Raw genomic sequence first — 24,026 nt, 5'->3', positions numbered from 1 at the left:
CCTTACCGGATGGATCAACAGCTGAGTGCGCTCGCGCGTGCGCACGGGGTTGCCACCTGGTACGAGAACGCCGACCGCCGCCGCGTCGAGGTGGCGGACGATGTCGTGCGTGCGGTACTCACCGAGATGGGGGTGGACGAGCACACGCCGCCGCCCCCGAAGGTGCGGGTAGTGCGCGAGGGCCCGGACACTCCCCCACTCGGGTATCACCGGCTCGATGACGGCCAGGAGCTGATCGTCACCCCGCGTCGCCTGCCGCCGGTCGAGCCGGCATGGGGCTGGATGCTGCAGCTGTACGCACTGCACTCCCCCGGCTCGTGGGGCATCGGCGACTACGCCGACCTGCGCGACTTCGCGAACCGGTCCGGCGCGGGCGTGGTCCTCGTCAACCCGGTCCAGGCCATCACGCCCGCCCTGCCCGTGCAGCGGTCCCCGTACTCACCGTCGAGCCGCCGCTTCGCCAACCCCATCTACCTGCGCGTCACCGAGACCGACGAGTTCCGCCGCGCCGACGCGGCCACGAAGAACGCCGTGCTCGCCCTCGCCCCGCCCCACGCGGACCTGATCGACTACGACGCCGTGTGGACCGCCAAGCTCCGCGCCCTGGAGCTCCTCTGGCCCGGCACCACCGAAGAGATGCCGGCCGACCTGCGCGACTTCGCCACCTTCTGCGTGCTGGCCGAACGCCGCGGCCCCGACTGGCGGAAGTGGCCCTCCTACCTGCGCCGCCCCGGCCACCCGGCGGTCGCCGCGGTCCGCGAGGAACTGGCCGACCGCGTCGCCTTCCACGCGTGGCTGCAGCGGCTGTGCGAACAGCAGCTCACCGACGCCAGGGCGGCCACCACCGCCAAGATCGTCCACGACCTGCCCGTCGGCGTCGACCCGGCGGGCGCGGACGCGTGGGCGCTGCAGGACGTGCTGGCCTCCGACGTCACCGTCGGCGCACCGCCCGACGCGTTCAGCCAGCAGGGCCAGGACTGGAACCTGCCGCCCTTCCGCCCCGACAAGCTCGCCGAGCAGGGCTACCGGCCGTTCCGCGACGTGATCCGCAGCGTGCTGCGCCACGCCGACGGCATCCGCGTCGACCACATCGCCGGCCTGTTCCGCCTGTGGTGGATCCCACCTGGCCGCCCGGCGAGCGAGGGCACGTACGTGTACTACGACGCCGACGCGATGCTCGGCATCCTCGCCCTCGAGGCGCACCTGGCGGGCGCCATGGTGGTCGGCGAGGACCTCGGCACCGTCCCCGACGAGGTCACCGACGCCATGCACGACCGGGGCATGCTCAGCTCGTCGGTCCTGTACTTCGAGCGCGACCCGGACGTCGACCCCGGCACGCCGGAGCCGCTGCTGCCGCCGGAGCGCTGGCCCGTCGACGCGATGGCGAGCATCTCCACCCACGACCTGCCCACGACCAGCGGCTTCCTGCGCCTGGAGAACGTGCGGATCCGCGCCGAGCTGGGTCAGCTGGCCGACCCGGACGGCGAGTACGTCCGCGCCGAGGCCGCGAAGCAGGAGATGCTGGCGGCGCTGGACGCACACGGACTGCTGCCGGCAGACCCGAGGGAGGAGGGTCTCGTCGTCGCCCTCCACCGGCTGCTGGCGACCGCCGCGAGCCGCCTGTTGCTCACCTCACCGCAGGACGCACTCGGCGAGCTACGTCAACCCAATCTGCCCGGAACGGTCGACGAGTACCCGAACTGGCGAATTCCGCTCCCCCTGGCGGTCGACGACCTGCTTGCCGACCCGAGATTGCACGCCGCCGTCACTGCGTTGCGTAACGCACGCCCAGGTGGGGTATCACCCGACTGACGATCCGTTGGCGGTAGCGCCCCGACCCCAGCGCTCTACGGTGGTAGGCGCTACAGAATCGATTTCGTTCTCATGAGGAGCACGCGTGCAGCCCTGGCCAGGTTCTCCCTACCCGCTCGGCGCCACGTACGACGGCGCCGGCACCAACTTCGCGCTGTTCTCGGAGGTCGCGGAGCGGGTCGAGCTGTGCCTGTTCGACGAGAGCGGCAACGAGACCCGGGTACGCCTGCCGGAGGTCGACGGGTTCGTCCACCACGGCTACCTGCTGAACGTCAACCCGGGCCAGCGGTACGGCTACCGGGTCCACGGCCCGTACGACCCGGCCCGGGGGCTGCGGTGCAACCCGAACAAGCTGCTGCTCGACCCGTACGCTAAGGCCGTGACCGGCGCGGTCGACTGGGACCAGGCGGTGTTCGGCTACACCTTCGGTGAGCCGGAGAGCCGCAACGACGACGACTCGTCCCGGCACACGATGCTCGGCGTGGTGGTCAACCCGTTCTTCGACTGGGCCAACGACCGCTCGCCCAACATCCCGTACAACGAGACCGTCATCTACGAGGCGCACGTCCGCGGCCTGACGATGCGGCACCCGGAGATCCCCGAGGAGCTGCGCGGCACGTACGCCGGGCTCGCCCACCCGGTGATGATCGACTACCTGAACACCCTCGGCGTGACCGCGGTCGAGCTGATGCCGGTGCACCAGTTCCTCCACGACCACGGGCTGACCGAGAAGGGCCTGCGGAACTACTGGGGCTACAACACGATCGCGTACTTCGCGCCGCACGACGAGTACGCGACGCACTCGGAGTCCGGCAACCAGGTCCAGGAGTTCAAGGCCATGGTGCGGACCCTGCACGAGGCGGGCATCGAGGTGATCCTCGACGTGGTCTACAACCACACCGCCGAGGGCAACCAGCTCGGCCCGACGCTGTCGATGCGCGGCATCGACAACGAGGCCTACTACCGGCTCGTCGAGGACGACAAGCGGTACTACATGGACTACACGGGCACCGGCAACTCGCTGAACGTGCGCAACCCGCACACGCTGCAGCTGATCATGGACTCGCTGCGGTACTGGGTGAACGACATGCACGTCGACGGCTTCCGCTTCGACCTCGCCGCGACGCTGGCCCGCGAGTTCTACGACGTGGACCGGCTGTCCACGTTCTTCGACCTCGTGCAGCAGGACCCGGTGATCAGCCAGGTGAAGCTGATCGCCGAGCCGTGGGACGTCGGCCCCGGCGGCTACCAGGTGGGCAACTTCCCACCACTGTGGACGGAGTGGAACGGCCAGTTCCGCGACACCGTCCGGGACTTCTGGCGCGGCGAGTCCGCGACGCTCGGCGAGTTCGCGTCCCGCATCACCGGTTCGTCGGACCTGTACCAGGACGACGGCCGCCGCCCGTACGCGTCGATCAACTTCGTGACCGCGCACGACGGCTTCACGCTCAACGACCTCGTGTCCTACAACGACAAGCACAACGAGGCCAACGGCGAGGACAACCGTGACGGCGCCAACGACAACCGGTCGTGGAACCACGGCCACGAGGGCCCGACGGACGACGACAAGGTCAACGACCTGCGCGCGCGGCAGCGCAGGAACCTGATCGCGACGCTGCTGCTGTCGCAGGGCGTGCCGATGCTGCTGCACGGTGACGAGCTGGGCCGCACGCAGGACGGCAACAACAACGCGTACTGCCAGGACAACGAGCTGTCCTGGGTGGACTGGTCGCTGCTGGAACGCAACGGCGACCTGGTCGACTTCACCGCGGCGGTGGTCGACCTGCGGCACAGCCACCCGGTGTTCCGGCGCCGCCGGTTCTTCGCGGGCCGCCCGATCCGCAAGGGTGCGGAGCTGCGCGACATCGCGTGGTTCACCCCGTCCGGTGAGGAGATGTCCGACGAGGACTGGGAGTCGGGCTTCGGCCGGTCGATCGTGGTGTTCCTGAACGGCGAGGGCATCCCCGACCTGGACCGCAGGGGCGGACGGGTCACGGACGACTCGTTCCTGATGTGCTTCAACGCGCACGACGACGAGATCGAGACGACGCTGCCCAACGGCAGCTACGGTTCGATGTGGACGGTCGTGCTCGACACGGCCACCGGTGCGGTGGCCGAGCCGAACGGCGGCCCGGCCGACAGCCGTGAGATCGAGGCCGGCACGGTGCTGCCGGTGCCCGCGCGGTCCCTGATCGTGTTGCAGCGCACGGGGATCGGCGAGTGATCACCTCGACCTACCGCCTGCAGATCAGCCCGGCGTTCACCATGGACGCCGCGGCATCGCTCGTGGACTACCTGGCGCGCCTCGGTGTCGGCGCGGTGTACACGTCACCACTGCTGACGGCGGCGCCGGGCTCGACGCACGGCTACGACGTGGTGGACCCGACGCGGGCGTCGCCCGAGCTGGGCGGCGAGGAGGCGCGGCAGCGGCTGGTGTCGGCCGCGCGCGCGGCAGGCCTGTCGCTGGTGGTCGACATCGTGCCGAACCACATGTCGGTGGAGGTGCCGTCGGCGAACCCGTGGTGGTGGGACGTGCTGGCGCACGGCCAGGAGTCGCCGTACGCGACGTACTTCGACGTGGACTGGTCGCGCGGCCCGGTCCTGTTGCCGGTCCTGGGTTCCGACTCGCTGGACGAGCTGGAGGTGCGGGACGACCGGCTCGTGTACTGCGAGCACGAGTTCCCGCTGGCGCCGGGCACGGCGGGCGGCACGCCGCGGGAGGTGCACGAGCGGCAGCACTACCGGCTGGTGCACTGGCGGCGTGGCAACGCCGAGCTGACGTACCGGCGGTTCTTCGACATCACCACGCTGGCCGGGGTGCGGGTCGAGGACCCCGCGGTGTTCGAGGCCACGCACCGCGAGGTGCTGCGGTGGGTGGCCGCCGGTGAGGTGGCCGGGCTGCGCGTGGACCACCCGGACGGCCTCGCGGACCCGGGCACGTACCTGCGCAGGCTGCGCGCGGCCGCGCCGGACGCGTGGCTGGTGGTGGAGAAGATCCTGGCCGTCGACGAGTCGCTGCCCGCGTCGTGGCCGGTGGACGGCACGACCGGCTACGACGCGCTCCGCGAGGTCTGCGGCCTGTTCGTCGACCCGGCGGGCGAGCCACCCGCGGACCGCTCGCTGCACGACGTCGAGACCGAGTGCCGCCGCCTCGTCACCCGCACGTCGCTCCTCGCGGAGATGCGCCGCATCGCCGCGCTCGCGAACGTCGACCCCGAGGCGATCGCCGAGATCATGGTCGCGTTCCCGGTCTACCGGTCGTACCTGCCCGAGGGCCTCGACGACTGGGCCGCGGCGGTCGCGGGTGCCAAGCACGCCACCCCGCACCTGGCCGCCGACATCGACGTCGTCGACAACGCAGTGCGCAAGGACCCGCGCGGCGAGCTGGCCACCCGCGTCCAGCAGACCTCCGGGATGGTCGTCGCGAAGGGGGTCGAGGACACCGCCTTCTACCGCTGGACCCGCTTCGCCGCGCTCAACGAGGTCGGCGGCGCGCCCGACCGGTTCGGTGTCACACCCGAGGAGTTCCACCGCCGGGCCACCGCCCGCGCCGCCGGGTGGCCGCACACGATGACCACACTGTCCACTCACGACACGAAACGCTCCGAGGACGTGCGGGCGCGGCTCGCCGTGCTGTCGGAGCTGCCCGGCGAGTGGGCCGAGACGGTCGCGCGGTGGTCCGGCAGCCACGCCATCGACGAGCCGTCGCTGAACGACCTCGCGTGGCAGTCGCTCGTCGGCGCGTGGCCGGTCACCGCGGACCGCATGCGCGACTACCTCGACAAGGCGGCGAAGGAAGCGAAGATCCGTACGTCCTGGGTCGACCACGACGAGGAGTTCGAGGCGTCGGTGGCGGCGTGGCCGGAGCGGGTCATCGCCGACCTCGGCGCCGAGGTCGAGGCGTTCGTCGCACGCATCGCCGCCCCGGGCTGGTCCAACGCTCTCGGCCAGAAGATCGTGCAGCTCGCCGGGCCGGGTGTGCCGGACGTCTACCAGGGCACCGACCTGTTCGACCTGTCCCTGGTGGACCCCGACAACCGCAGGCCGGTCGACTACGCCGAGCGGCAGCGGCTCCTGAGCCGCCTCGAGGACGGCTGGCTCCCCGACGTCGACGACACCGGCGCGGCCAAGCTGCACGTCGTCCGCCAGGTGCTGCGCCTGCGCCGCGACCGCCCCGACCTGTTCACCGGCTACCGCCCACTCGCCGCGCAGGGCCCGGCCGCCGGGCACGCGTTCGCGTTCAGCCGCGCACCGGAGCTGGTCGTCGTCGCCACCCGACTGCCGGTGACGCTGGCGCGGACCGGTTGGGGTGACACGGTTCTCCCGTTGCCGGCCGGCGCCGGCAACTGGTTCGACCTGCTCACCGGCAAGCCGGTCGACACCGGTCCCGAGCCGCGCTGCGCGCACCTCGGCGACCTGCTTTCCCAGTACCCCGTCGCCCTGCTGCTGCGAGGAAACCGTTGAGCCAGTTCTCCGTCTGGGCCCCCGAACGCGACCGCGTCCGCCTCGCGCTCGGGCCCGCCGTCCACGACATGACCCGCGACGACCGCGGCTGGTGGCACGCCGACGTACCGGGCACCGGCGACGGCGCCGACTACGCGTTCCTCCTCGACGACGACGAGAAGCCGTTGCCTGACCCGCGTTCGGCGTGGCAGCCCGCCGGTGTGCACGGCCCGTCGCGCCGCTACTCGCACGACGCGTTCGACTGGACCGACGAGCACTGGACCGGCCGCGCGCTCGCCGGCAGCGTCATCTACGAGCTGCACGTGGGCACGTTCACCGAGCAGGGCACGTTCAACGCCGCGCTGGAGCACCTCGACCACCTCGTCGAGCTCGGTGTCGACGTCGTGGAGGTGCTGCCGGTCAACGCCTTCGACGGCACCGCGGGCTGGGGTTACGACGGTGTGGCGTGGGGCGCGGTGCACGAGCCGTACGGCGGCCCGGACGCGTTCAAGCGGTTCGTCGACGCGTGCCATAACCGGGGGCTCGGCGTGCTGCTCGACGTGGTGTACAACCACCTCGGCCCGTCCGGTGCCTACCTCGACCGCTTCGGCCCGTACTTCGCCGGGCGCACCATCTGGGGTCCCGCGCTCAACCTCGACGGGCCGCGGTCCGACGAGGTCCGCCGGTACGTGCTCGACAACGCGCTGGGCTGGCTGCGCGACTACCACCTCGACGGCCTGCGCCTCGACGCCGTGCACGCGCTCGTGGACAAGCGCGCCACGCACGTGCTCGAGGAGCTGGCGTCCGAAGTGGACGCACTGGCCGCCGCGGTGCGCCGCCCGCTGACGCTGATCGCCGAGTCGGACCTCAACGACGCAAAGCTGGTGACGTCCCGGGACGCGGGCGGCTACGGCCTGGCCGCCCAGTGGTGCGACGACATCCACCACGCGCTGCACGTGGCGCTCACCGGCGAGACCGAGGGCTACTACACCGACTTCGCCGCGCCGGGCGCGCTGGAGAAGACGCTGACGCACGCGTTCTTCCACTCGGGCACGTGGTCGTCGTTCCGGCAGCGCACCCACGGCCGCCCGTTCGACCCGAGCAGGCTGTCCGGTCACCGCTTCCTCGCCTACCTGCAGAACCACGACCAGATCGGCAACCGCGCGCAGGGCGACCGCCTCACCGCGACGATCTCCCCGGCACGTCAGCTGTGCGGGGCGGCGATCGTGCTGACGTCGCCGTACACGCCGATGCTGTTCATGGGCGAGGAGTGGGCGGCCAGTTCACCGTGGCAGTTCTTCGCGTCGTTCGAGGACGAGGGGCTCGCGACGGCGGTCCGCGACGGCCGCCGCAAGGAGTTCGCGGAGCACGGGTGGGGTTCCTCGGAGGTCCCGGACCCGATGGACGTGGCGACCGTCGTCCGGTCGACGCTGCCCTGGGGTGAGCTGGCGGACCCGGCGCACCGGTCGGTGTACGACACGTACCGCTCGCTCATCGCCCTGCGCCGCAGGCACCCCGAGCTGTCCGACCCGAGGCTGGACCGCTACCACGTGGAGACCGTGGACGGGGCGCTCGTGCTGCACCGCGGCTCGCTGCGGGTGCTGGTGAACCTGAGCGAGAAGACCGCGGACATCACAGTGGACAGTCCAGAAGTCCTTTTAGGACAGACGGAGGTCGGGGACGGGAGCGTTTCCCTCGCCCCGGACACCTTCGCGGTCATCCGCGTGTGAACGCGTTGGCCCCGGTCAGTTCGACGGAGAGGTCCCACAGCCGGGCGGCCTCGTCCGGGTCCACCGCGTACGGGTAGACGCCCTTCCCCAACATCTCGTTGGTCTCCCGGAGCCCGGCGACGTCGCAGTCCTCGAGGAACAGGCCGCCGAGGCCGGCGAGCTGCGGAGAGGTCGCGGACCACACCTGGGTCGCGGCGCCCTGCTCGGGAGTCTTGAACCGGCCGGGCACCACGTCGCCGTTCTCGTCGAGGATCCCGAGCGAGATCATCTCCTCGCGCGGGAGGTGCCGCTGCGGCGGCGTGTGGATCCCGCCCGGGTGCGGGGAGAACGCCCGCACACCCCGGTCCTTCGCGAGCTCGTCCAGGTGCGGGGCGAAGAGCGCGTTCGCGGTCTTGCTCTGGCCGTAGGCCTGCCACTTGTCGTAGCCGTGGTCGAACATCACGTCGTCCCACCGCATCGCCGAGTGCCGGTGCGCAGCGGAGGACACCGCGACCACCCTGGCGCCACAGAGGACAGTCCGGCGAGCGCGGCGGCCGCCGGGCCGGTGCGCCGGGCCGGAACGACGACGAAGGCACCCGCTCCCGCGAGTGCCTTCGTCGTCTCGATGCCGATCCCCGAGTACCCACCGGTGACCACCGCCAGCTTGCCGGTCAGGTCGATCCCGCCGACGACCTCGGCCGCGGTGCTGGTGAACCCGAACCCGGAGCCGATCTCGTGCTGATCAGGTATGGCCATACCGCGACGGTACGACGTGGAGCGCGCTCCAGATCAAACCGAGGCTTCGACCTTCTTCACCGGTTCCAGCTGTGGCTTGGTGTCGATGCCCGGGATGCCGTCGCCGCGGATCGAGCACGCGCGGGTCTCCGGCACGAACCAGAGCGCGATCGCACCGACGACGCACGCCGCCATCAGGTAGTAGGCGGGCATCAGCTTGTCACCGGTGCTGTTGATCAGCGCCTGGTTCACCGCGGGTGCCGTGCCACCGAACAGCGACGTGGAGATGTTGTACGCGATGGCGAACCCGGCGTACCGCACCTTCGTCGGGAACATGGCGGGGAACATCGCGGAGATCGTGGAGAGCTGCGGGACGTACAGGAGCCCGAGGATCGCGAACGCGATGATGGCCTGCGTGAACCCGGAGCCCATCAGCTTGAACAGCGGTATCGACAGCACGAACAACCCGATGATGCTGATCCACCACATGGTCTTGCGCCCCACCCGGTCGGACAGCGCACCGGAGAACGGGATCACGAGCATCATCGCGGTCTGCCCGATGATGATCAGGATCAGCGACGCCCGCGAGGTGAGCCCGATCTCGCCCTCGAGGTAGGTCGGCATGTAGGCGAGCAGCGTGTAGTTGGCGATGTTCAGCGTGACCACGAGCCCCATCAACAGGACGAGCGGCTTCCAGTACTTGAGGAGGTCACGCAGGTGCGACTTGGCCTCGTGGTCGATCTTCCCCTCGGCCTCGGCCTCGCGGAACACGGGCGTGTCCTCGAGCCGGCTGCGGAGGTAGAGCCCGACCAGCCCCATGGGCGCGGCGACGAGGAACGGCAGGCGCCAGCCCCAGTCGGCCATGTTCTCGGCCCCGACGGCGAGTTCGGTGAGGAGCACCAGCGTCGCACCGAGGGTGAACCCGGCGAGCGTCCCGAACTCGAGGAACGACCCGAAGCGCCCGCGTTTGCGGTCGGGCGCGTACTCGGCCATGAAGGTGGCCGCGCCGCCGTACTCACCGCCGGTCGAGAACCCCTGGATCATCCGGAGAATGATGAGCCCGATGGGCGCGAGAATGCCGATCGAGACATAGCCCGGGAGAATACCGACACAGAAAGTGGCGGCGGCCATGAGAAGAATCGTGGTGGCAAGGACTTTCCGTCGCCCGAGCCGGTCCCCGAGCGGCCCCCACACCATGCCGCCGAGCGGGCGGATGAGGAACGACACGGCGAAGACGAGGAGACTGCCCAGCGTGGACGCCGTCTCGTTCTCGCTGGGGAAGAACGCGTCACCGATGTAGACGGCGGTGTACGCGTAGACCCCGTAGTCGAACCATTCGGTCATATTGCCGATAGCGGACGCGGAGATCGCCCGCCGCAATGTCTTGGCGTCGGGTTCTGCCACCCGACCAGCAGAACCGCCCGCACGAGCCGACGTCATGTTGTCCCTCCGACCTGGCAAAACGCCCGTCCCCACCAGAACACGGGCGTTACTGACCGGGCGGGGGGTACCCCCAACCGAAGAGGTGAAACCCTCCGAAGTGGATCCCCACCCAAAGTGACCAGCACCTCCGCACCGTTCGAAGGCGACAGAGCCCACGGCAGGCTCCCAGTGGATCCGGCTCTGCTTCCGGACCCGACGTGAGGGCGCGATCAGCCCCGACCACCGCCGCATGTCCGCAGCCCGGACAAAACGCGGCATAACGGTCACCCCTAAGGGGTCGATCAAGGGCCCAACCCCGATGTGGCGATCCCCACTCCGATGCCACGGTTCCCCCACCACCGAAATCCCCGGGAGAACCACCGATGATCCGCACCGCCTTCTTCGCCGCCCCGTTCTTCCTCCTGCTCGGCGTGCTGGGTATGAAGCTCGGCTGGAAACCCAATCCCGACCTGGACTGGACCGTCGCCCTCCCCCTCTGGACCGCCGCCCACCTCGCCTACATCATCGGCAACCTCGCCATGCTGGCCGTCCTCGCGACCCTGTGGACGTGGACCAGGGACGCCGCCCGCCACCGGGCCGAGCGGATCGCCGTCGGGGTGATCGCGTTCGCGGGGCTCGTCGGGACCGTGGCGATGACCGGTCAGATGGTGATCGACCTGATTGTCGGGTTTCGGGCGGGTGCGCGCAGTGAGATGTCGGCCATCTCCCGCTCCATCCACGAGCTACCGGGTTTCGAGACGTTCTTCTACGGCGCCGTCCCCGCGCTCGGACTCGCGGGCGTCGCACTACTGGCACTGATCGCGGCAGCACGGCGGCAAATGCCGGTGTGGCCCGCGGTGGTATTCCTGCCGGCGAGCGTGTCGATCGGCACCGGGATCACCGCGCTCATGATCATCGGTGGTCTGACCTCGTGCTTCGCCCTGCCGGCGATGGTGCGACCGGTCCCGCTGACGGCTCCGGCAGATGCCGGTGGAGTCGCGGTCGCACCCTGATCCAGTTACGCTCGTAAATCGTGTCGGCTATTGCCGGTATCTTTTTACTGGATTCGACAATTGCCCCGCGCACTTGCATCGGCACACGCGAACACGGAATGTCATGCTGTTATCCTGGTGCCCGCCGTCCGGGTGACATCTCTCGCGACGGAGTTCCGAATGTCGCATCATGAGACACACATTCCGCCGATTCCCCCAGGAGAACGCGATGTCCGAACCCTCGCACCGCGCGATATCGGGCTACGTGAACGACGACTGCATCTGGACCTACTCCGTGTACGACGGGAACCGCCGGGAGTGGCGCGATGTCAGCGTGAACCGGCACGAGGCCGAGCAGTACGCCGCACACCTTCCCGAACCGCGCCGCGGTGACTAGTCCATAGTCGACGACGCAGGAGAGACGAGGATTCGCGTCGATGTGACGCGAATCTCGTCCACATCATGGGAAAAGCGGTCGACCGTCTCGACAATTCACTTTTCCCATTCGAGGTCAGCGCAGCTGGAATGCGAAGTAGATCCGCACGGGGTACTTCGGTAGGCCATCTGTCGCACCGTCGGCGATACCGGCGGCGACGATGCGGTCCAGGGTCGCCATGCCGTGCGTGACGCGGCCGAGCACCGAGTACGCGGGCGCGATGTTCGCGTGCGAGTGCACGATGAAGAACTGGCTGCCATTCGTGCCCGGCCCCTGGTTGCCCATGGCGACCGTGCCACGCGGGTACGTCTCGGCGCCCGTCACCTCGTCGGCGAACCGGTAGCCGGGCCCGCCCTCCTCCACGCGGTAGATGTCGCCGCACTGCAGGACGCCGAGCCGCTCGGAGTGGGTCAGCCGGAAGCACTGCGTCGCGTTGTAGAACAGGCTGCGCACGAGGTGCGTGAAGTTGTGCACCGCGCAGGACGCGTTCCCCCGGTCGAGGTCGATGACCACCGGGCCGTAGTTCGTCTGCAGGTAGACCGTGGCGGTACCGCGCGTCGACGCGACGGGCCTCGGCGGGTGCACGGGCTTGGCGGCCGGCTTGTCCGGCGTCGGGATGAACTCGCACTGCTTGACCGGCGGCGCGGCGGGCTCAGCGGCGGCGGTGGACACCGGCGCGGCGAGCCCGAACAGGCCGACGGCCACGATGACGATCCCTCGCAGAAGTTTCATGCGCTGGAACCCTACTGGTGTCCTGGTGTGGTTCGAACCACTTCCACATTCGTTCCGGCTACCCGGCGTGATACACACGCGAGTGGTTTCAAACGATAGTGGGTGATTTCATGGGGGTCCGGCGCCTCGAACGGTCCGCGCGACGTGCACTCGACCGTCTGCACGACCAGCTGGGTACAGCAGGCCTGGTGGCCGCGGCGACGGTGCCGGGCCTGGCGGCGGTACTGGACCAGCACGAGGCCGCGGTCCGCGACATCCTGACGACGGGAGTCGAGTCCGGCGCGGCGGTCGCGGGCACGGTGCTGCTGGCCGGCTACGCGCGCGGCATCCAGGACCACCTGCGGGAGCGGGGCCTGTCACTCACCATCCCCACGGACGCGACCGAGTGGCGCACGGCGACCTGGTTCCACGTACGCCTGCTGGCGGTCTGCTCGCTGGCCAGGAACATGCTCCCGGGCCACCCGGTCGCGAAGACGGACGACCTGCCGTCCCTGGCGTGACGAGAGCCGCTCCAGCGGCACCCGGCCTCGTGCCGCGAACGCCACGTCAGCGACGGCGCGAACACACCTGACCAGCGAAACAACTCGCAGAAGCGCGAACCCGCCGGTACGCAACCCCCACCCTGTCCCGGGGGCGTCCCGCCTTGCCAGTCTACCAGTTGCGGGCGGCGCTGTCACGCGTGTGGGCCGATCTGTGGATAACTCCCCCGGCTGTGGACAACATGACGGCGGCCGGGTTCGAGAGCCCGGCCGCCGTCGTGTTGTCGCTTACTGCTGCCGTCCCGGCGGCGTGTGCCCCGGCCGGGGGTAGCCGGGGTCCTGCGGGTGCTGCTCGTACCCCTGCGGCATCCGCTGGTGCTGTCCCTGCATGCCCTGCGCCCCCGCGGTCCCCGGGACCGGGCCGGTCGCCGTGCGGGCACCACCGGCGTGGGCCATCTGTTGCGTGCGACTCGGCCCGCCTGCGCGGCCGGCGTCCTCCTTGCCACGCTGGTATGCCTCCGCGGCGGCCTTGGCCTGCGGGAACTCGCTCTCCGCGCGGTCCAGCCAGCCCTCCCAGCGCTGCTGCATCGGCCGGACGAGGCCGCCGCCGACGCCGATGACCGCGATGCCGCCCACGGTGGCCAGGACCATGATCAGCACCGGGGTGGTCACCGTGGTCGCCACGCCGATCTGGTTCAGCGCGGCGATGATGCCGAGGCCCCAGATGAACACCGACGCGAGTGTGCCGAGCAGCTTGCCGTACGACAGGCCGCCCAGGGCGTTCGTGACCAGGTCCTTGACCGCACGGGCGACCGCGCCGACGACCACGATGATGACGATCGCGACGACTGCCTTCGGCAGGAACGCCACGATGGCGGTCAGCATGGTGCTCACCGGGTTCGAGCCGAAGACACCGAACGCCATCTGCAGCGCGATCAGCAGCACTGCGTAGTACACGAGCTTCGCGATGATGTCCGACGCGTCGTACTTGCTCCCCGACATCATGCGGTTGATGCCGCCGCGCTCCACCACGCGATCGAATCCGACCCGTTCGAGGACCTTGTCGACGACTTTGCTGAGCGCCTTCGCGATCAGCCAGCCGATGAACAGGATCAGCAGGAACGCCAGTAGCTTGGGCACGAACGTGGCGATCGTGCTCCACGCGCTCGAGATGCCTTGACCGAAATCGACGGCCGCGAGGTTGGAACTCTGCAACGCCACCGCCCCCTTCCAGGCGTGACGGGCACGCCCTCCGATGGACGCGCGTTGGAAGAAGCCTGTACCCGGACAGTGACTTGACACACTTCGTAGCAGGTGATCTCACCTGTACGGGTGAGGTGCGAACCGGGCGGCAAAACGGTCTGAAATGGCCTGTTTCAGCAGGTCGGACCGCATTAATCGCTGTCTGCGAGCGGGGCTGGGAACTCTTCCCGCTCGTTCCGTGAATTCGTCACTGGTCAGCGGGACCCCCGGCTGGAAACGTCGTACGGTACGGGTGGTTGTTGTCCGACCGCGGCCACGCAGGCCGCCGTACCCAGGGGGCCGACAATGCCGTTCGACCTCGACGGTCCTGTCACCACGGTCGCTGTCTCCGAAGTGCGCGGGGGCCACTCGCCACGCCAGAGCGGGGAGAACCTCGACCACGTCCGGACTCTGGCCGACACCATCGGCGAACTGCCACCCATCATCGTCCGGCGCGATGACATGCGCGTCGTGGACGGCATGCACCGCCTGCGCGCGGCCCGCCTGCGCGGCGAGGAGCGGATCGCGGTCCGGTTCTTCGAGGGCGGTGACGACGAGGCGTTCGTGCTGGCCGTCCGCACGAACGTGACACACGGATTGCCGCTGTCACTTGCCGATCGGAAAGCGGCAGCCGCCCGCATCATCGCGTCACACTCGCACTGGTCGGACCGGATGATCGCCACGGTGGCCGGTCTGTCGGCGGCGACTGTCGCCCGGCTCCGCCGGGAGCGGCCGGAACCCGCGCCGGAGGTCCGGCTCGGCAACGACGGCAAGCTCCGGCCCGTCAACAGCCTGGAGCGGCGGCGGGTGGCGCGGGCCATCCTGCTGACCGAGCCGGGGCTGTCGCTGCGGGAGGTCGCGCGGCGGGCGGGCATCTCCCCGGAGACGGCGCGGTCGGTGCGCCGGAAGCTGGCGGAGGCCGACCCGGCTCCGGCCCCCGACACGGCAACGCTGGTGGTGCGGCTGCGCTCGGACCCGACCCTCCGGTTCTCGGAAACGGGCCGCGCCCTGCTGCGGCTGCTGGAGGCGAGGTCGGTGACACCGGACCAGTGGGCGGCGATCGCGGCGAACGTACCTTCGCACTGGCGCGACACGGTGGCCCGAATGGCGATCGAATGCGCGGACGCGTGGCGCTCGTTCGCGGAAACACTGCTGGACCCGCGGAGCAGCAAAGCGGGCTAGGGCGTGTTGCCAAAGGTGTATGACAGGATGGCCGGGTGGGTACCGCCGTTGGTCTTGTCCGTTCAGCTGCGCTGAGTGATGTTGCCGAGTACGCGTATGCGGCGACCGTTGAGAGCGGAGCGCGCCTGATTTTCCTCGCGGGCGCGTGCCCGCTCGAGAAGGACGGGACAACAGCGGCTGTCGGTGACTACGCGGGGCAGGCCGCCAAGTGCGTTGAGACGCTGACGGAGGCGCTTCGGGCGGCTGGCGCGACGATCGAAGACGTGGTCAGCACCCGCGTCCTGGTTGCTTCTTCTCGTCAGTCGGACCTGGGTGCGGCGTGGGCGGTTGTTCGTGACGCGTTCGGCCACCACGACGTGCCCAGTACCTTGATGGGCGTCACAGTGCTGGGCTATGACGATCAGCTGGTTGAGATCGAGGCCGTCGCCGCGCTTGTGGATTGACCCGCCGCGGTGGTCGCGCTCGTCAACCAGTGCGGAGTCGCGGAGAGGCGCAGGCCGCCCCACGCATCCGAGATCACATCACGCGACACAACTCCCAGCCCCGCCGGTGAGTTACCGGATCAGGTTTGGCAACACGCCCTAGTGAATTCCGGTCAGGGCCAGTCTCAGCAGGTGGTCTGCTTCTTCCGGGGTTTCTTCCGCCGCGAGCGCAATGGCGTTCGCCAGTTTCAGCAGATCGCCCGGAGTCACTTCCGGTTTCACCTCGCCCTCGGTTTTCGCCTTTTCCGTCAGCGCGGTGGCCGTGGCCAGGATTTCTCGTGGCTCGACTCGCCGGTGCCGTTGAGCAGTGACGTGCCAAGACCGCGGTTCTCCGCGGCGTGCCGGGTCACCTCCCGCGACCACGTCGTCAGCGCCTCGGCCGGATCCGGTGCTGCCAGCGGCGACTCACCCCGGGCGCACAACGCCGCCACGCGTCCCGCGAACACGGCGTCCAGCAGCGCGAGGCGGCTCGGGAAGTGGCGGTGCCGGTCCCCTGCTCCCGCTGCTGCGCGGGGAGGCCGTCGACCACGATGGCGAGACGCTGGTGGCGACGGGCGCCGTCACCGTGCCCCGGCGCGGAGCCACCGGGGACGCTGCTCGCGGCGCTCGGGCCGCCATGCTGCGGGTCGCCGGCGAGCTGACCGACGGCACGGTCACGTGGATGACCGGCGTGCGCACGCTCGCCGACCACATCGTGCCCACGATCGGCAGGCACCACCCGAACCCGCGCGTCGTCGCGGGCCTGCTGACCTGCGTCACCGACGACGAGGCCGGGACCAAGCCTGGCCCGCCTGCGCGACGCGGGCGTCACCGACTTCCTCGCCGTCCCCTACGGCACGGCGGAAGGACAGCTCAGGACTCTGACGGTGCTCGCCGGCTGAGCTTCGCAGGCCACCAGATCCGCCTGCCGATGTCGATGGTCAGCGCGGGCACCAGCAGCGACCGCACGATGATCGTGTCCAGCAGCACGCCGAACGCCACGATGAACGCGATCTGGGCCAGGAACAGCACCGGGATCACCGCCAGCGCCGCGAACGTCGCCGCCAGCACCACGCCCGCCGACGTGATCACGCCGCCGGTCACCGCGAGACCGCGCAGCGTGCCCTTGCGGGTGCCGGACTCCAGCGCCTCCTCGCGCACGCGGGTCATCAGGAAGATGTTGTAGTCGATGCCCAGTGCCACCAGGAAGATGAACCCGAACAACGGGATCGCCGGGTCCGCGCCCGGGAAGCCGAACAGGTGGTTGAACACCAGCGCGGACACGCCCATGGTCGCGCCGAAGGACAGCACCACGGTCGCGATCAGCAGGAGTGGCGCCAGGAGGGCCCGCAGCAGCAACGCCAGCACCAGGAAGATCACCACGAGCACGATCGGGATGATCAACGTGCGGTCGTGTTGCGACGCGGTCTGCACGTCGAGCTGGATCGCGGTCTGGCCGCCGACGTGCGCGTCCGCGTCCGGCACTGCGTGCACGGCCGCCCGCATGCGTTCCACAGTGGACAGTGCGGCCTCGGAGTCGGCCGGGTCGTCGAGGGTGGCCTGCATGAGGACCAGGCCGTTCTTCTCCCCCGCGGGCCGCACGTTCGCCACCCCGTCCACCTCGGCCGCCTGCGCGACCTGCTGCGCCTGCGCGGACTTCGCGATGATCACCGTCGGCGAACCGGAGCCGCCGGGGAAGTGTGCGGACAGGACGTCCTGACCGCGCACGGAGTCCACCTCGGTCAGGAAGATGTCGGACTGCGCCGTGCCGCTCGCCTTGAGCTGCGGCACGAACGCGACCCCGGCGAGCAGCACGATCGTCGTCACGATCCAGATCAGCCTCGGCCGCGCGCCGACGTGCCGGGCGATCCAGCCCCACAGGCCGCGGTGCTCCGGCTTCTCCGAGCCGTGCTTGGGGAGGAACGGCCAGAACGCGGCCCTGCCGACGAGTGCGAGCGTGGCGGGCAGGAACGTGAGCGACGCGATCAGCGCCGCGCCGATGCCGATGGCGGCGACGGGTCCGAGGCCCTGGTTGGAGCGCAGGTCGCTGAACAGCAGGCACAGCAGGCCGATCACGACCGTGCCCGCGGACGCGGCGATGGGTTCGAGGGTCGCGCGCCACGCGGTGCGGATCGCGGTGAACCTGTCGTCGGTGTCGCGCAGTTCCTCGCGGAACCGGGACACCATCAGCAACGCGTAGTCGGTGGCCGCGCCGAAGACCAGGATGAACAGGATGCCCTGGCTCTGGCCGTTGAGCTTCAGCACGTCGTGGTCGGCCAGCTGGTACACGACGAACGCGGCGACCCCGAGCGCGAACACCGCGGACACCAGCACGAGCAGCGGCAGCAGCGGGCTGCGGTACACGACGATCAGGATCACCACGACGACCAGGCCCGCGACCAGGAGCAGCAGGCCGTCGATGCCGCCGAACGCGACGACCAGGTCGGCGATCTGGCCTGCGGGTCCGGTGACCAGCACGGTCAGCCCGGCAGGCGCGCCGGCCGCCAGCTCGTCGCGCACCTCGGACACGACCTTGTCCGGCTCGCCGCCGTCCCCCGCGATCGGCACGACGAACTGCGCCGCCTGCTCGTCCTCGGACTTCGCGGGCGGTGACGCCTGCCCCGCCACGCCGTCGACCTCCGCGAGGGCCACCCCGCGTTCCGCGAGGAACCGCAGGTCGTCCTCGGTGATGCCGGACGCGCGCTCCGCGACGACCACGGCCGGGAACACCTGCTCGTCGCTGAACTGCCGCTGCAGGTGCTCGACCTCGGTGGCCTCGGCCGACTCGGGGAGGAACGCGGCGTTGTCGTTCGTGGCGACGTCGGAGAGCTTTCCCGCGAACGGGCCGCCGATCCCGCCGATGGCGAGCCAGAGGACCACGAGCAGAGCTGGCAACCACCATCGGACACGACCCATGCCGGGGAGCCTAAAGGGCTTGTTGGCAGCCTGCTCAACAGCCGGGTGAGCCTGGGCACATTGAGTTGTGCACAACTTGGTTGTGCGTAATGTAGCTGTCGTGGCCGCCGACGAACTGAAGCTCGAGAACCAGGTGTGCTTCGCGCTGTACGCGGCGTCGCGGGCGGTCACCAGTCTCTACCGGCCCGCGCTCGACGCGCTGGGCCTGACCTATCCGCAGTACCTCGTGATGCTCGTGCTCTGGGAACGCGGTCCGGTCCTGGTCAAGGAACTCGGCCAGGCGCTCGACCTCGACTCGGGCACCCTCTCCCCGCTGCTGAAACGACTCGAGGCCGCCGGTCTCGTGCGCCGTCAGCGGTGCGCGGAGGACGAGCGCGCGGTCCGCGTGTACCCGACCGACGAGGGCGGTGCGCTACGGGACCGCGCGATGAGCGTGCCCCGCAAGCTCTCCGGTGCCACGGGCATGGGCCTCGCGGAACTCGAGGCACTGCGGGAGAACCTCGTCCGACTGACCGAAGAGATCACCGCACAGCAGGACTGAGAAAGGGATTCCATGGAAGCGCTCTACACAGCGAAAGCCACGTCCACCGGCGCGGGCAGGCGCGGCCACGTCGCGTCCTCGGACGGCGTGCTCGAGCACGACCTGTCCATGCCGAAGGAGATGGGCGGCCCCGGCGGCGCGGGCACCAACCCCGAGCAGCTGTTCGCCGCTGGCTACGCCGCGTGTTTCCACAGCGCGCTGCAGGCGGTCGCACGCAGGGAGAAGGTCTCGGTCCACGACTCGTCGGTGACCGCCGAGGTCGGCATCGGCAAGCAGGGTGAGGGTTTCGGGCTGGTCGTCGACCTGGTCGTGGCGCTGCCGGGCCTCGAGAGCGAAGCCGCGCAGAAGCTGGTCGACACGGCGCACCAGGTGTGCCCGTACTCCAACGCGACCCGCGGCAACATCGACGTGAACCTGCGGGTGGCCTGATGTCGGTCACCGCACGGGAGATCCGGCTCGCGTCCCGCCCCAGCGGCTGGCCGACCGACGAGAACTTCGCGTTCGCGGACGTCGAGCTGCCCTCGCCGGGCGCCGGGGAACTGCTGGTGCGCAACACGTTCATGTCCGTCGACCCGTACATGCGGGGCCGGATGAACGACGTGAAGTCCTACACCCCGCCCTACGAGCTGGGCAAGGCACTCGAGGGCGGCGCCGTCGGCGAGGTCGTCGAGTCCGGTGTGGACGGTGTGGCGCCCGGTGACCTGGTGCTGCACGGCCTCGGCTGGCGGTCGCACGCGCTGGTGTCGGAGTACACGGCGCTGACGCCGATCGCGGGCGTGTCGCCGTCGCACTTCCTCGGCGCGCTGGGCATGCCCGCGCTGACCGCGTACGTCGGGCTGCTCGACATCGCGGAGTTCAAGCAGGGCGACACGGTGTTCGTGTCCGGTGCCGCGGGTGCGGTCGGCAGCCTCGCCGGGCAGTTCGCGCGGCTGAAGGGCGCGGGCCGGGTGATCGGCAGCGCCGGGTCGGCCGACAAGGTCGCGCACCTGACGAACAAGCTGGGCTTCGACGCGGCGTTCAACTACCGCGACGGCGACGTCCGCGAACTGCTGGCGGACGCCGCGCCCGACGGCATCGAGGTGTACTTCGACAACGTCGGCGGCGACCACCTCGAAGCGGCGATCGCCGCGCTGAACACGAACGGCCGCGTGGCCGTGTGCGGATCGATCTCCATGTACAACGAGAAGGAACCGCCGCCCGGGCCGCACAACATGCACCTGCTGGTGGGCAAGCGGTTGAAGCTGCAGGGCTTCATCATCCTCGACCACTACGACCGGTTCAGGGCGATGGCCGAGGAGGTCGGGCAGTGGCTGGCCACCGGCAAGCTGGTGGCCGAGGAGACCTTCGCGGACGGTCTCGACAACGCGCCCGCCGCGTTCCTCGGCATGCTGCGCGGGGAGAACACCGGCAAGATGGTGGTCCGGCTGTAACACCTCGGATTCCCTTCGGCGCTGATGGACCTTTTCTCGGTTGCTGGGGTGCCTTCGGGGGGTGGGTGTGCCCTCCGGGGGCTCCTCGCCGGAGGGGCAGGTCTCTGGACGCGGCCCGGTGTGATGAAGGGGTCCTTCATCACACCGGACGTTACGAAGGGCCCCTTCATCACTGTGAGCACAACGAAGGGGTCCTTCATCACGCCGGACGTTACGAAGGGGTCCTTCATCACTGTGAGCACAACGAAGGGGTCCTTCATCGCGCCGGGTGTTACGAAGGGCCCCTTCATCGCGCCGGGGCAGGAACTCACCGCCAGAGCCCCACGATCGCGGTGACAACCAGCAGTTTCAGCAGCCAGTCGCCCGCGTGGGTGGCGGCCACCCGCACCGCGACCTTGTCCCACATGACCGACCCCGACAGCAACACGAACGGGAACGCGACCCACGCCGCGAGCCCGAGCAGGACCGCGCCACCGAACCCCAGATCCATGCGGGCCACCAGCACGGCGAGCATGATCACCACCAGTGCGCTGCGACCCAGCTCGGCGAGGACCTGCCACGGCGCGGGCCGCGTCCCGTCCCCCGCCTCGTGCCCGGCCACCGAGTAGTACACCGAACTCACCACGAACGCCGACACCACAGCCACCACGACGGCCAGCCAGTTCATCTTGCTCTCCTCTCGTCTACCAAGAGGTAGAAGCCGGCCGGGAGATTTCGACATCGCCGCGGCCACCACGTCAGCCCGCTCCCAGCAGCTCCCGGACCTCGGCCGCGGACTCGGTGTCGCCGACCTCGTCGAACAGCGCGTGCGCCTGGCGCACACAGGCGCCCGGCTCGTGGTCCAGCGCGGCGAGGCGGGTGAGCATCGTGGCCGCGAGCCAGCGGTCACCCGCGGCGAGGCTGGCCGCGACGCCCTTGTCGTACCACTCGCGGGCATCAGCGTGCCTGCCCATGTCCGAGTACAGGTCGGCGAGGTGGGCGTAGGTGTAACGCAGCCCGTCGACCTCACGCATCTCGGTCTGCAGCGCCAGTGCCCGCAACAGGTTCGTCTCCGCCTCCGCGTACTCGCCGCGTTGCCGGAGCACGTCGCCGACGTTGTTGAGGCTGTAGCCGACCCCGCGTTCGTCGCCGACCTGGCTGAACAGCTCGAGGGCCTCGTGGTGCATGGCGACGGCGTCGTCGAAGCGGCCGAGCCGGTCGTACACGACACCGAGGTTGTTGAGGTTCCACGCGGCGAAGTGCGTCTGCCCCAGCCGCGCGAACAGTGTCGCGGCCCGGAGGTGGCAGTCGACCGCCTCGTCGTCGTGCAGGAGGTCGTCGTGGACGACGCCGAGTCCGTTGAGCGCCACGGCCTCGCCCAGCTCAGAGCCCTCGCGGCGCGCGGCCGCCAGCGCGGCCTCGTGCGTGGTGAGCCAGTCGCCCCAGTACCGGCCGATGTTGAAGTACGTCAGCAGTATGGCGGCGAGCCGCCACGCCAGGTCGTCGTCGGAGCCGCTCAGCACCAGCGCCACCAGCACCGGCCGTTCCGCCGCGTCCGGGAAGTCGCCGCCGCCGTCTGGCACGCCGGTCAGCGGGATCGGCGGGACCTGCGGCACGACCGCCTTCCTGGCCGCCGCCGCGGTCCGCACGTACCACGCGAACAGCCGCCGCCTCGCCCCGTCGTCGGGCTCCTGCTGCTCGGCCGCGTACGCGCGCAGCAGGTCGTGCATGCCGAACCGGCCGCCCGCGGCCTCCTCGACGAGGTGCGCCCGCGCCAGCGACGCCAGCGCGCGCCGCGTGGTCCGGCCGTCGAACCCGGCCAGCGCCGCGAGCGCGTCCGGCGACGCGTCCCACGGGTGGCGGCCCATGAGGCGGAACAGGCGCGCGGAGCTGTCGTCGAGGTGGCGGTGGGACCACGAGAACACGGCACGGATGTCGGTGTCGGGGTCGCCGGTCGCGTCGAGCACGTCCAGGTCGAGGTCGGCGACCACGTCGGTGACCCGCAGCCCGGCCCGGATGCCGACCGCCTCCGCCGCGATCCGCAACGCGAGCGGCAGCCGCGCGCACCGGTCGACCAGCTCGACGACCGCGGCGTGCTCGGCGTCCACACGCGCGCCGAGCAGACGGCGCACCAGGTCCAGCGCGTCGGCGGGCGCAAGCCGGTCCAGGTCCGCCCGCGTGGCACCGTCGCGGGCGACGAGCCCGGCCAGCGAGTCGCGGCTCGTGATAACCACGAGGCAGTCCCGCCCGCCCGGCAGGAGCGGCCGCACCTGTGCGTTGTCCAGCACCACGAGGACTTTCCGGTCGTGCACCAGTGACCGGAACCGCGCGGCCCGCTCGACCGGGCCGGTCGGCGTGGCGGCACCCGGCACCCCGAACGCGCGGAGGAACCCGGCGAGCACCTCCTCCGGCTCGAGCGGCAGGCCCGGCCCGAACCCGTGCAGGTCCACGTACAACTGCCCGTCCGGGAAGGCGTCCTTGTTGCGGTGCGCCCAGCGGACGGCGAGCGCGGTCTTGCCGACCCCGGCCGTGCCCGCGATGACCACCGGCCCGGCGCGCCTGGCCCAGGTGTCGTCCATGAACGCCAGGACGTCGTCCCTGCCGACGAACGAGGGCACGTCCTTCGGCAGCTGCGCGGGCCCGACCGGGGTGCTGACGGGCTCCCCCGGCGAGCACGCGTGCCTCCAGCGCCCTCAGCTCGAACCCGGGCTCCACCCCCAGCTCGACGACGAGCACGTCCCGCGCCGCGCGGTAGGCGGCGAGCGCTTCTGCCCGCCTTCCGACCTCGTACAGGGCGGTGACGTGCAGCAGGTGCGCCCGTTCCCGCAGCGGGTGGGCGCGGACCAGCTCGGCGAGCTGGCCGACGACCGAGGCGGCCCGGCCCTCGGCCAGCTCGGCGGCGTGGCGGTCCTCCTCGGCGGCGAGCCGCCGCTGCGACAGGCGGGCGGCCTCGTCGGTGAGCAGGGGGACGTCCAGCCCCTGGTACGGGTCGCCCTGCCACAGCTCGAGCGCTTCCCGCAGCGCCGAGGACCCCCCGTCGGACACGAGCCGTTCGAACCGGGTCGCGTCCACCTCGTCGACGTCGGCCCGCAGCCGGTAGCCGTCGGCGTGGAAGGCGAGCCGGTCGGGGTCGTCGAGCGCGCGGCGCAGGCGGTGCACGTGGAGCTGCAGGCGCTGCGCGCCGCGGGGGTCCGGTGTGCCCCACATGGCCTCGATCAGGACGTCCACGGGCACGGTGGTGTTCACGCGTGCGAGAAGGACACCCAGCAGGATCGCCTGCATCCGCCCGGCAGCCGGCGCGAGTCGCGTCCCCCTGCGGCAACGGCTGCTTCCTCGGTGACCCGGTCGACATCCGGGTGTTCGACGACAGCTGCCCGGAGGGCCAGCAGTACGTGGTCCGCCTGTACGACGCGCTGGACGCCGACGGCTGGGGGACGGACGCCATCACGAGCCGCGTCGGCCGTTGCTGATCGTGTGGTGGGCCGCGCGTGCCACGCCCGGCCCACCCTGGCGTG

At 70.4% G+C, this 24,026-nt stretch carries 20 protein-coding genes and 3 pseudogenes; 13 read left to right on the top strand and 10 right to left on the bottom strand.

Annotated elements, in window-relative coordinates; genetic code table 11:
- Nucleotides 1-9: 9 nt before the first annotated feature.
- The 4 genes from malQ to treZ all read left to right on the top strand — a co-directional run bounded on the left by malQ (nt 10) and on the right by treZ (nt 7,985).
- Nucleotides 10-1,812, top strand: coding sequence for a 4-alpha-glucanotransferase (gene malQ / locus FHR82_RS18950; RefSeq protein WP_184811792.1), 1,803 nt, complete (start codon nt 10-12; stop codon nt 1,810-1,812).
- An 85-nt stretch (nt 1,813-1,897) separates the two neighbouring features.
- The gene (glgX, locus tag FHR82_RS18945) at nt 1,898-4,036 is read left to right on the top strand and encodes a glycogen debranching protein GlgX (RefSeq protein WP_184811791.1); all 2,139 of its coding nucleotides are present in this window, start codon (nt 1,898-1,900) and stop codon (nt 4,034-4,036) included.
- Nucleotides 4,036-6,276, top strand: coding sequence for a malto-oligosyltrehalose synthase (gene treY, locus FHR82_RS18940; protein WP_184812448.1), 2,241 nt, complete (start codon nt 4,036-4,038; stop codon nt 6,274-6,276). Before glgX ends, treY begins: the two co-directional genes overlap by 1 nt.
- Nucleotides 6,273-7,985, top strand: a complete 1,713-nt coding sequence (gene treZ, locus FHR82_RS18935; RefSeq protein WP_184811790.1) for a malto-oligosyltrehalose trehalohydrolase — start codon at nt 6,273-6,275, stop codon at nt 7,983-7,985. The genes treY and treZ overlap by 4 nt, the downstream gene beginning before the upstream one ends.
- Here the strand turns inward: treZ and FHR82_RS18930 are convergent.
- A pseudogene (locus FHR82_RS18930) lies at nt 7,972-8,720 on the bottom strand (SDR family NAD(P)-dependent oxidoreductase). The gene treZ and the pseudogene FHR82_RS18930 sit on opposite strands and share 14 nt — an antisense overlap.
- A gap of 33 nt (nt 8,721-8,753) precedes the next feature.
- Entirely contained in the window at nt 8,754-10,043 is a 1,290-nt protein-coding gene (locus FHR82_RS18925) for an MFS transporter (RefSeq protein WP_225944077.1), read from the bottom strand.
- Between the two features lie 461 nt (nt 10,044-10,504).
- On the opposite strand from FHR82_RS18925, the gene FHR82_RS18920 reads away from it, so the two are divergent.
- Nucleotides 10,505-11,134, top strand: a complete 630-nt coding sequence (locus tag FHR82_RS18920; protein ID WP_184811788.1) for a hypothetical protein — start codon at nt 10,505-10,507, stop codon at nt 11,132-11,134.
- 208 nt (nt 11,135-11,342) lie between these two features.
- A complete protein-coding gene (locus FHR82_RS18915; RefSeq protein ID WP_184811787.1) occupies nt 11,343-11,510 on the top strand; it encodes a hypothetical protein in 168 nt (55 codons plus the stop codon).
- 114 nt (nt 11,511-11,624) lie between these two features.
- Here FHR82_RS18915 and FHR82_RS18910 read toward each other — a convergent pair whose 3' ends face one another.
- On the bottom strand, nt 11,625-12,281 hold the full coding sequence (locus FHR82_RS18910) for a peptidylprolyl isomerase (RefSeq protein WP_184811786.1): 657 nt from the start codon (nt 12,279-12,281) through the stop codon (nt 11,625-11,627).
- 110 nt (nt 12,282-12,391) lie between these two features.
- Between FHR82_RS18910 and FHR82_RS18905 the strand changes: the two genes are divergently transcribed.
- Nucleotides 12,392-12,781, top strand: coding sequence for a DUF6401 family natural product biosynthesis protein (locus FHR82_RS18905; protein ID WP_184811785.1), 390 nt, complete (start codon nt 12,392-12,394; stop codon nt 12,779-12,781).
- Nucleotides 12,782-13,048: 267 nt separating this feature from the next.
- Here the strand turns inward: FHR82_RS18905 and FHR82_RS18900 are convergent, their stop codons facing one another.
- The gene (locus FHR82_RS18900) at nt 13,049-13,975 is read right to left on the bottom strand and encodes a mechanosensitive ion channel family protein (protein WP_184812447.1); all 927 of its coding nucleotides are present in this window, start codon (nt 13,973-13,975) and stop codon (nt 13,049-13,051) included.
- 333 nt (nt 13,976-14,308) lie between these two features.
- Between FHR82_RS18900 and FHR82_RS18895 the strand changes: the two genes are divergently transcribed.
- Together FHR82_RS18895 and FHR82_RS18890 are read left to right on the top strand one after the other, a co-directional pair.
- The gene (locus FHR82_RS18895; protein ID WP_184811784.1) at nt 14,309-15,184 is read left to right on the top strand and encodes a ParB/RepB/Spo0J family partition protein; all 876 of its coding nucleotides are present in this window, start codon (nt 14,309-14,311) and stop codon (nt 15,182-15,184) included.
- A 35-nt stretch (nt 15,185-15,219) separates the two neighbouring features.
- Nucleotides 15,220-15,627, top strand: coding sequence for a RidA family protein (locus FHR82_RS18890; protein WP_184811783.1), 408 nt, complete (start codon nt 15,220-15,222; stop codon nt 15,625-15,627).
- A 138-nt stretch (nt 15,628-15,765) separates the two neighbouring features.
- On the opposite strand, the gene FHR82_RS46225 is transcribed toward FHR82_RS18890, so the two are convergent.
- Nucleotides 15,766-15,888 (bottom strand): hypothetical protein, encoded by a 123-nt coding sequence (locus tag FHR82_RS46225; protein ID WP_260418079.1) that lies wholly within the window; start codon nt 15,886-15,888, stop codon nt 15,766-15,768.
- Nucleotides 15,889-15,914: 26 nt separating this feature from the next.
- Nucleotides 15,915-16,112, bottom strand: a complete 198-nt coding sequence (locus FHR82_RS46220; protein WP_225945324.1) for a hypothetical protein — start codon at nt 16,110-16,112, stop codon at nt 15,915-15,917.
- Between FHR82_RS46220 and FHR82_RS48310 the strand changes: the two are divergent.
- Nucleotides 16,055-16,426: pseudogene (locus FHR82_RS48310) on the top strand (hypothetical protein); the annotation flags it as partial. The gene FHR82_RS46220 and the pseudogene FHR82_RS48310 sit on opposite strands and share 58 nt — an antisense overlap.
- A 92-nt stretch (nt 16,427-16,518) precedes the next feature.
- Here FHR82_RS48310 and FHR82_RS18880 read toward each other — a convergent pair.
- Complete coding sequence (locus FHR82_RS18880) at nt 16,519-18,561, bottom strand: MMPL family transporter (RefSeq protein ID WP_184811782.1); 2,043 nt, start codon at nt 18,559-18,561, stop codon at nt 16,519-16,521.
- A gap of 100 nt (nt 18,562-18,661) precedes the next feature.
- On the opposite strand from FHR82_RS18880, the gene FHR82_RS18875 reads away from it, so the two are divergent.
- Genes FHR82_RS18875 through FHR82_RS18865 form a run of 3 tightly spaced genes read left to right on the top strand, consistent with a single transcriptional unit; the run spans nt 18,662 to nt 20,532 of the window.
- Nucleotides 18,662-19,102, top strand: coding sequence for a MarR family winged helix-turn-helix transcriptional regulator (locus FHR82_RS18875; RefSeq protein WP_311771163.1), 441 nt, complete (start codon nt 18,662-18,664; stop codon nt 19,100-19,102).
- A 12-nt stretch (nt 19,103-19,114) separates the two neighbouring features.
- Complete coding sequence (locus FHR82_RS18870) at nt 19,115-19,531, top strand: organic hydroperoxide resistance protein (protein ID WP_184811780.1); 417 nt, start codon at nt 19,115-19,117, stop codon at nt 19,529-19,531.
- A complete protein-coding gene (locus FHR82_RS18865) occupies nt 19,531-20,532 on the top strand; it encodes an NADP-dependent oxidoreductase (RefSeq protein WP_184811779.1) in 1,002 nt (333 codons plus the stop codon). Before FHR82_RS18870 ends, FHR82_RS18865 begins: the two co-directional genes overlap by 1 nt.
- Nucleotides 20,533-20,839: 307 nt before the next feature.
- On the opposite strand, the gene FHR82_RS18860 is transcribed toward FHR82_RS18865, so the two are convergent.
- The 3 genes and pseudogenes from FHR82_RS18860 to FHR82_RS47495 all read right to left on the bottom strand — a co-directional run.
- Nucleotides 20,840-21,199, bottom strand: a complete 360-nt coding sequence (locus FHR82_RS18860; RefSeq protein WP_184811778.1) for a DUF1761 domain-containing protein — start codon at nt 21,197-21,199, stop codon at nt 20,840-20,842.
- Nucleotides 21,200-21,269: 70 nt separating this feature from the next.
- Entirely contained in the window at nt 21,270-23,129 is a 1,860-nt protein-coding gene (locus FHR82_RS47500; protein ID WP_311771162.1) for an ATP-binding protein, read from the bottom strand.
- A gap of 112 nt (nt 23,130-23,241) precedes the next feature.
- Nucleotides 23,242-23,718: pseudogene (locus FHR82_RS47495) on the bottom strand (AfsR/SARP family transcriptional regulator); the annotation flags it as partial.
- Between the last annotated feature and the right edge of the window lie 308 nt (nt 23,719-24,026).

This window comes from Actinophytocola algeriensis (genome assembly GCF_014203735.1).
GTDB classification, from domain to species: domain Bacteria; phylum Actinomycetota; class Actinomycetes; order Mycobacteriales; family Pseudonocardiaceae; genus Actinophytocola; species Actinophytocola algeriensis.
This window is presented reverse-complemented; position numbering and strand designations above follow the sequence as displayed.

What these genes read in the sequence shown, in the direction of transcription:
- malQ (WP_184811792.1), top strand. Translation starts at nt 10, where the DNA reads ATGGATCAACAGCTGAGTGCGCTCGCGCGTGCGCACGGGGTTGCCACC.
- FHR82_RS18925 (WP_225944077.1), bottom strand. Translation starts at nt 10,043, where the DNA reads ATGACCGAATGGTTCGACTACGGGGTCTACGCGTACACCGCCGTCTAC.
- FHR82_RS18920 (WP_184811788.1), top strand. Translation starts at nt 10,505, where the DNA reads ATGATCCGCACCGCCTTCTTCGCCGCCCCGTTCTTCCTCCTGCTCGGC.
- FHR82_RS18915 (WP_184811787.1), top strand. Translation starts at nt 11,343, where the DNA reads ATGTCCGAACCCTCGCACCGCGCGATATCGGGCTACGTGAACGACGAC.
- FHR82_RS18910 (WP_184811786.1), bottom strand. Translation starts at nt 12,281, where the DNA reads ATGAAACTTCTGCGAGGGATCGTCATCGTGGCCGTCGGCCTGTTCGGG.
- FHR82_RS18905 (WP_184811785.1), top strand. Translation starts at nt 12,392, where the DNA reads ATGGGGGTCCGGCGCCTCGAACGGTCCGCGCGACGTGCACTCGACCGT.
- FHR82_RS18895 (WP_184811784.1), top strand. Translation starts at nt 14,309, where the DNA reads ATGCCGTTCGACCTCGACGGTCCTGTCACCACGGTCGCTGTCTCCGAA.
- FHR82_RS18880 (WP_184811782.1), bottom strand. Translation starts at nt 18,561, where the DNA reads ATGGGTCGTGTCCGATGGTGGTTGCCAGCTCTGCTCGTGGTCCTCTGG.
- FHR82_RS18870 (WP_184811780.1), top strand. Translation starts at nt 19,115, where the DNA reads ATGGAAGCGCTCTACACAGCGAAAGCCACGTCCACCGGCGCGGGCAGG.
- FHR82_RS18865 (WP_184811779.1), top strand. Translation starts at nt 19,531, where the DNA reads ATGTCGGTCACCGCACGGGAGATCCGGCTCGCGTCCCGCCCCAGCGGC.
- FHR82_RS18860 (WP_184811778.1), bottom strand. Translation starts at nt 21,199, where the DNA reads ATGAACTGGCTGGCCGTCGTGGTGGCTGTGGTGTCGGCGTTCGTGGTG.